Raw genomic sequence first — 6649 nt, forward strand, 5'->3', positions numbered from 1 at the left:
CAGTTTATTCCAGTTGCTGAAGATATGAAAGAGGTGATTGATAGTATCTTTAAGCAACCAACTGTCAAGGGATGGATGCAAAAATTAAAAGCTAGAGCCTATCCTAAGGGAGTAGGGAGTAGGGAGTAGGGAGTAGGGAGTAGGGAATCGGGAATCGGGAATCGGGAATCGGGAATCTAGAGTAACAAAAAATATTCAACCTTTAACAACCTTATTGAAAAAGCAATGCAGCACGCCCTGCATCGCTGCATCGCTTTTTCAGTTGCTTCCTTGGGGAGAATTCCAGTAGCGAAGGCTAAGTTAGTTCACTGCTGATAATTTCCGCCAGACTCAACAACTTATTATTGGCAAATCACTGGAAAATGGTAATTGTTGCCGAAATCACTATCAACACACCCACTGCCGGTGCCAGTGAACCAGATCTGGATCTCTTCACTACCCGCATAGCACTTAGGGGTAGTAAACGTTCCAACCTTGACGAAATCCACTGCAGGGGGGTCAAGGGATTCAACGCCGAAGTCAGTAATATCGCCGCTGTTATCAGACATCACGTGGCCTGTTACCTCAGTAAAAGGGCCAAATCGAGGACAGCTAGAATTCTCAGAAGATACCCTTAGGGAGTCATAAAAAACACGAACTTTGTGGCCCGGCGAATATATCCGACCGCTTTGTGATTCGACAAACTCCCCCCAGGGTTCGATTGAAAACTGGAGTCCAGGAATATATTCAATAGGCTGTGCAGAAGCTACCGTAAAGGAAGGCATCCAAGTCAGAGCTATGGCAATAACTAATGCCAATAGCGCATTGCGTAGTTTTTGCATAATTTTTTTTCCTTATCCTAAGGATTGGGTTGACAGTTAGTTAACCTAAATGTTGATGCTGCCTCGTAACTATTTTTTCTGTACCCCTACAGTTGTTACGGCTGCAGCTTCTTGTTACTAGGAGCTCAAGTAACCTCGGATATCTTATACGACAGGAAAAACAGTTGTCAAGAGCAAAGAAAGAAAAGGGAGCATGTCTACTTATGCAGAACATTTGTACGCTTATCTGGGTAATAGGTAATGGGTAATAGGTAATGGGTAATAGGTAATAGGGGGAGCATGTCACAAATGCCCGAATATTTGTACATTATCTATAGCCCCCGGGTAAAAGCCAAGCTCTAATGGTACATAGTACTTTTGTTCTGCAACGCAAGACCTGCTCCCGAAAGAAAATGTGTGGCGGATGGGAAGTGTGGTAATTTTCCCAGGAATTTTTGTCAGCGGCCAAAGGGGAGACAGTGGCTTCACGGGAGTTTCCCCCACTGGGGCTTTCCATAAAGACAGTGAGATGTACCCGATAGGGAATAGGAAAAATCTTAAACAACCTTTAACATTTTAGAATTTAGAATTTAGAATTGGGAATTTAGAATTTAGAATTGGGAATTTAGAATTGGGAATTGGGAATTCTGCCTTCTACATTCTTAATTCTGCCTTCTACATTCTTAATTCTGCCTTCTACATTCTTAATTCTACATTCTTAATTCTACATTATGAAAGACAACCTTCAACCTTAATTCTCATACCCATACTTAATCAAGATAGTTTTAAAACATTCATTAAGCTTATCAATAGTGGCGGGTTTTAACTTTTCCTTGTAATCCCCTGGGGTGACTTTACGGATGTGTAAGGCGGGATTTTCTTTAGTTGGAAAAATATCGTGCTTCTTAGCTATTTCTTCTATTTTGCTATCCTCAAGCTCTAATTCTAAAAACGTGATAATATCCGCAACCCACTGACGCTTATTGAAAACGATATCTTCATACCTAAAAAGTTTGAATAACTGATCTTCAATCTTGCTGTACTTTTGAATTATGTTGCGAAATATAGGTGCTTGTTGAATCGCATACTGGTCTATATCCATATCTTGTAGTCGCTGGCGATTTTTCCAAAGGGCATCACCTACCTTACCTGGGGGAATAACATGACTGTTCTTCATGGAAAAATAATGGGATACTACAATATCCCTAGGATCCCGGATTAGTAAGATTTTTTTGAAACCACTCAAATCGAAATGATTAAGATAGGCAGGGAGATATCGAGAGCCGTAAAAGCCATATCCAGTTTTGACAAAAAGGTCACATATCTCCTTACCAAAGGCACTTTCTTCTACCCCTTGATTAAAGGAAGTCTTGGCAACACTAATCAGTGGTATAGTTAAGGTAAAACCGATATCTTCAATAATTTTGTCCTGCATCACACTCCCTGATTTGTGGAGCGCGAACACGAAGAAACTAGGAATATCACCAGGGGGAGGTACCTCAAGAGAAACTTTCTGATTGTCTCGTGTATATATAATTTTTTCCATTAAACCTCTTTAAACTCTTCTCCCTACTCCCTACTCCCTACTCCCTATGTCAAGATTTAACTTATTATACTAGGTACTGAAGAATATCCCATTAACCGTAAGCATTCAGCTATCAGCTATCAGCTATCAGCCAAAAACTTGTGGCTAGGCTACGGGTTATGCCCATAGCGCACACTAATTGTGCTTTTGAATAATATAAGCCATTCCGGTAGCGTTAGCCTTGGCCACGCTACGGGAATGGCTGACGGCTGTTCGCGCAGCGTGAGCTAAAAGCTCACGGCTGACGGCTGAATGCTTACCATTAACCTTCAGCTGCTCCAATCGTAACTGATTTCACTAATAGGCTAGCTAATCTCGAATCAATGGATGATAACTGACCCACCCCTGGTGATTCAATCGATAGCACAAATGGAGCGTTTAAGGTTAGGCGGCCAGAGGGAATAATTCCTTCAAACACCCAAGATTTATCGGATTGTTCCTGAACCTCTCCATCAATAGCGTTGCCATTTATCTTAACTACCATATCCCTAATAAACCGTTTCTCAATCGCCATCATTCCTGAAACTCGCACTTGAAGCGGCTTGATAGTATTAATACCGTCAATAATCACACTACCTACTTTCTCCATCCAGCGAACTGGTGTGCCATTTAATGTTTCAGGTGATAACCAACCGATCCCATTGAGATGGTCATCCATAAGGATAGATAATTCATTGTGTTCCCGCAACGGTTCCCAATCGAGTTGCTCTGTAAAGGTAATTCTCTCAATCAGTACCCCTAAATGACGATTGGACTGATCAACATGATAGGTCTCGGTCTTCAGGGAAAATAAATTGAAGCCTTCAAGTAACGAAATCGGTAGGGTAAATACATTAACTTGATCGATCCCAGAGTGATGCACTGCCACCCGCAATCCTAACTTACCCTGTTGCCAAACTTCAAGGAACTGACCCTGGGAGACGTTACGGCAGGCAATGACTAGCTGACCTTTCCTGGGATTATCGGCAATGATGGCAAACTCTCCCTCTGGCCAAAGTAACCACTGGCTGGGACGAAAAAGACCAATTTCTGGCAAGGGTGGTTCTAATGCTCCAAAACCCTGACGGGTATAACCTTGAATACCAACCCCAGAGATAATACTACTGTTGTTTTTGGGAATGCCGCTTTTAATGGCTAGGGGTTGAGTAAGTTTGGGAGAGTCTACTAAAAATTTACTTGCCCTCGGAATTTGGAGCTGATCGACCCAACCGCTTTGGTCTAAGGCCACCATAAAACTGTGATAGCTCGACTGTAAGGAGAAGTGGTTGGCTATATAAATAGCTGCGGTTTTCCCCAACAGGTCTAATTTGTGGGGGTCATAGTATAATTCTTTGATTACCTTAGCTAAGGCTTCTGGGGTTTTTTGGGTCACTACTCGTCCTGAGACTCGATTCAAGATGGCTTCTTTGACACCACCTACTCCATAGCCAATGGCTGGTGTGCCACAGGCTGCGGCTTCTATAAAGGTTTGACCAAATGCTTCTTGAAGGGATGGCCCAATAAATACATCCGCAGCGCTGTAGTAACATGCTAGAATAGAGGGGTTCTCGATATATCCTGTACTCCAAATATCAAGGTTTTCTGCGATCGCAGAGCCATGACCAAAACTAACCAGTAGGATATCATCGAGATTGGCAATGTCTAGGGCTTTGAGTAGATACTTAAATCCTTTGCGCTGATCCTTTACAGATTGACTACCAGTGAGTATAATAAATTTATCGTGAGGTAAATTTAGCTGGCTCCGACATTCTGCCTGGTCTAAGGGCCGAAAGATATCTAAATCGATGCCATAGTAAATGCTCTGAAATTTGCTTTCGCATTCTTGGAAATTCCTTCGAGGGTGGTGATAGTCAAAGGCATAACGAGCCCAATTAGTCGTCCAGTGACTATCCCCTAGCACTAACAAAGTTTTATAGCTCCCTAAAAGCCGGTGTTTTTTACGAAAAGCATCGGCTATTTTCTCTGATGCTAAGCTCGGGTATTCATGGCTAGTGGGACATTCGTGATCACATAGGGTGGTATAATTCTCACAATCCCCTACATAAGCACAGCGTCCAGTAAGTAACCACTGGTCGTGCATCACAAAGATGGTGGGGAAATTACTGGTAAGTATTTCCAAAATCTCCAAGGGATTGGTCATATTATGGATATTGCCCACTACGACTAAATCCGGATTGACACTAGCAATTAATTGATAAACCTCTGACCCTGTGCAGTCTACGGGAGTTAATGACCAGTCTAATGTGCCAGCAACGGGAATTACTTGATGTCCTGCTAAGGCTAAGGATTGGGCAATGCGTTGGTGAGCAATCCCAGCCCCTCCGAGAAATCCGGTATCGTTGAAGCACACAATGCGGAGGCTGTGGCGTTGCCCAGGCTCTTCTGTCGCCTTAGACTTAGGACAGTTGAATTTAGTCCGCAGTGCCTCTGATACCGATAGTAATTCCGGCTCATACTTATCTTTAGTGCTAGTCTTTTGGTTTTCATGGATACGGTATTGAGCTACGGGATAACCAATTACCTGCAAGGTGGCTCCAATAGCCGCAAATCGCGCCCACAACTCGTAATCCATACTGTAGAAGAGGGCTTCATCTACTGATGCCCCACACTTTTCCCAAATGGTGCGGGTAAACATAACTTCTGGCTGATAGAAGAATTTCCCTGTTAGCCAATTCCTTTCTACATCTAAGATTTCTTCAAGGGACATCAGTCCATTAGCACAGGATGTCAAGTGTTGTTCTAGGGCTATGCCATCCTTAAACAGTTGACAGACACCGGCTACCACATCAGCACCACTGGTATAAAATGCTAGGGCTACCCTATATAATGCTCCTGGGGCTAATCGGTCATCACTATTAAGCCACGTCAAGATTTCCCCAGATGCGATCGCAAATCCTTTGTTCAAGGCTTCACTTTGGCCACTATCCGGTTCACTAACCACATAGGTAAGGTGCTCTAGGTATTGATTAACAATGGTGATGGTTTCATCAGTAGAGCCCCCATCAATTAGGATATGTTCGACATTGGGATAGTGCTGATGAATCACTGATAGAATAGTTTCTTCGATAAACTCACCTTGATTCATCGAAGGGGTAACAATCGATATCTTTGGCCAGGGGCTGCCATCGGGGAGAGTTTGGGGGGGATGAAAGGGTTGAAGGAAAACGTGAGGCCACTCAGAGCTATCGTCTTTTGTCCTAAGCTCTGAATTGATTGGTTCAAAGAGCAACCTAGAGCTATCGTCTTTTGTCCTAAGTTCTAAATTATTAAGCTCTGAATTACTATATTCTGAATTACTATATCCTTTTCGTTCTAAGGCTTCCCCTAAATTCTGGTATACGGAAACATGAAGACTGGGGTCAATATCAATGGCTTGTTCGTAAGAGATAATGGCTTCATCCCACTCGCCAATTCTGGCTAAGGCTTCACCGAGATGACTGTAGGCTTTAGCAAAATTCGGGTCAAGTTCGATAGCTTTTTGATAACATGCGATCGCATCAAGCCACTGTCCAGTTTTTGCTAAGGCTTGTCCCAAGTTATAGTAAGACCAAGGCCAATCGGATTTCACCTCAATCCCATGGCGATAGGCAATAATTGCTTCATCCCATTGCTCCAATGCTTGTAGAGCATCACCTAAATTTTGATAAGACCAGGGGAAATCTGGCTTGAGTTCAATGGCTTTTCGGAACACATCGGCTGCGTCTTGCCACCGTTCCAATTTAAGCAAGGCATCGCCCATGTTGTTATAAGACCAGGAAAATTCTGGCTGTATCTCAATGGCTCGACGGTAAGCTGTTACTGCTTCTTCCCACCGTTGCTGCTTAACTAAGGTATCTCCTAAATTATGATGGGCTTGTGCAAGATTCGGTTGCAGTTGAGTGGCTTTGAGATAAGAAGGGTAAGCTTCCTCCCATGCTTCTTCCTCTGTGAACAGGTTTCCTAAATAGAAGTAAGCTTTAGCATCTTGGGGATTGTTTTGAACTGCCTGCTGATAAAGGCTTAGCAGCTCTTGCTCTTCTCCTTGGTTTTTTAGCAAAGCCCCTAGTCGATGGTAAGCTTCAGACAAATTAGGTTTCAATTGAATTGCCTGACGATAGCAAGCTATCCCTTGGGTTAATTTCCCTTGGGCGGTTAAGGTATTACCCAAATTCAAGTGTTCTTCAGCCGATACCGTATTCGGTTCCAATGTCAGGGCTTGATACCAATAATCTGCTGCTGCTTCTGGTTGATTGGTTTGAGTTAGAACTTTTGCTAAGTTACGGTA

4 protein-coding genes are annotated in these 6649 nt (G+C 43.1%); all 4 read right to left on the reverse strand.

Features of this window, described 5'->3' with window-relative positions; translation table 11 throughout:
• Window positions 1–341: 341 nt before the first annotated feature.
• Window positions 342–821 (reverse strand): hypothetical protein, encoded by a 480-nt coding sequence (locus F6K37_RS22495; RefSeq protein WP_287252255.1) that lies wholly within the window; start codon window positions 819–821, stop codon window positions 342–344.
• A gap of 730 nt (window positions 822–1551) precedes the next feature.
• Window positions 1552–2346 (reverse strand): sulfotransferase domain-containing protein, encoded by a 795-nt coding sequence (locus F6K37_RS22500; RefSeq protein WP_287252256.1) that lies wholly within the window; start codon window positions 2344–2346, stop codon window positions 1552–1554.
• 174 nt (window positions 2347–2520) lie between these two features.
• A complete protein-coding gene (locus F6K37_RS22505) occupies window positions 2521–2667 on the reverse strand; it encodes a hypothetical protein (RefSeq protein WP_154659734.1) in 147 nt (48 codons plus the stop codon).
• On the reverse strand, window positions 2648–6649 hold a 4002-nt coding region (locus tag F6K37_RS22510), incomplete at its 5' end, for a tetratricopeptide repeat protein (RefSeq protein WP_287252257.1). The genes F6K37_RS22505 and F6K37_RS22510, both read right to left, overlap by 20 nt.

This window comes from Moorena sp. SIO4E2 (assembly GCF_010671945.1).
In the GTDB taxonomy this organism is placed as follows: domain Bacteria; phylum Cyanobacteriota; class Cyanobacteriia; order Cyanobacteriales; family Coleofasciculaceae; genus Moorena; species Moorena producens.

Excerpts from the sequence above, each read along its gene's own strand:
- F6K37_RS22495 (WP_287252255.1), bottom strand. The coding sequence starts at position 821 with ATGCAAAAACTACGCAATGCGCTATTGGCATTAGTTATTGCCATAGCT.
- F6K37_RS22500 (WP_287252256.1), bottom strand. The coding sequence starts at position 2,346 with ATGGAAAAAATTATATATACACGAGACAATCAGAAAGTTTCTCTTGAG.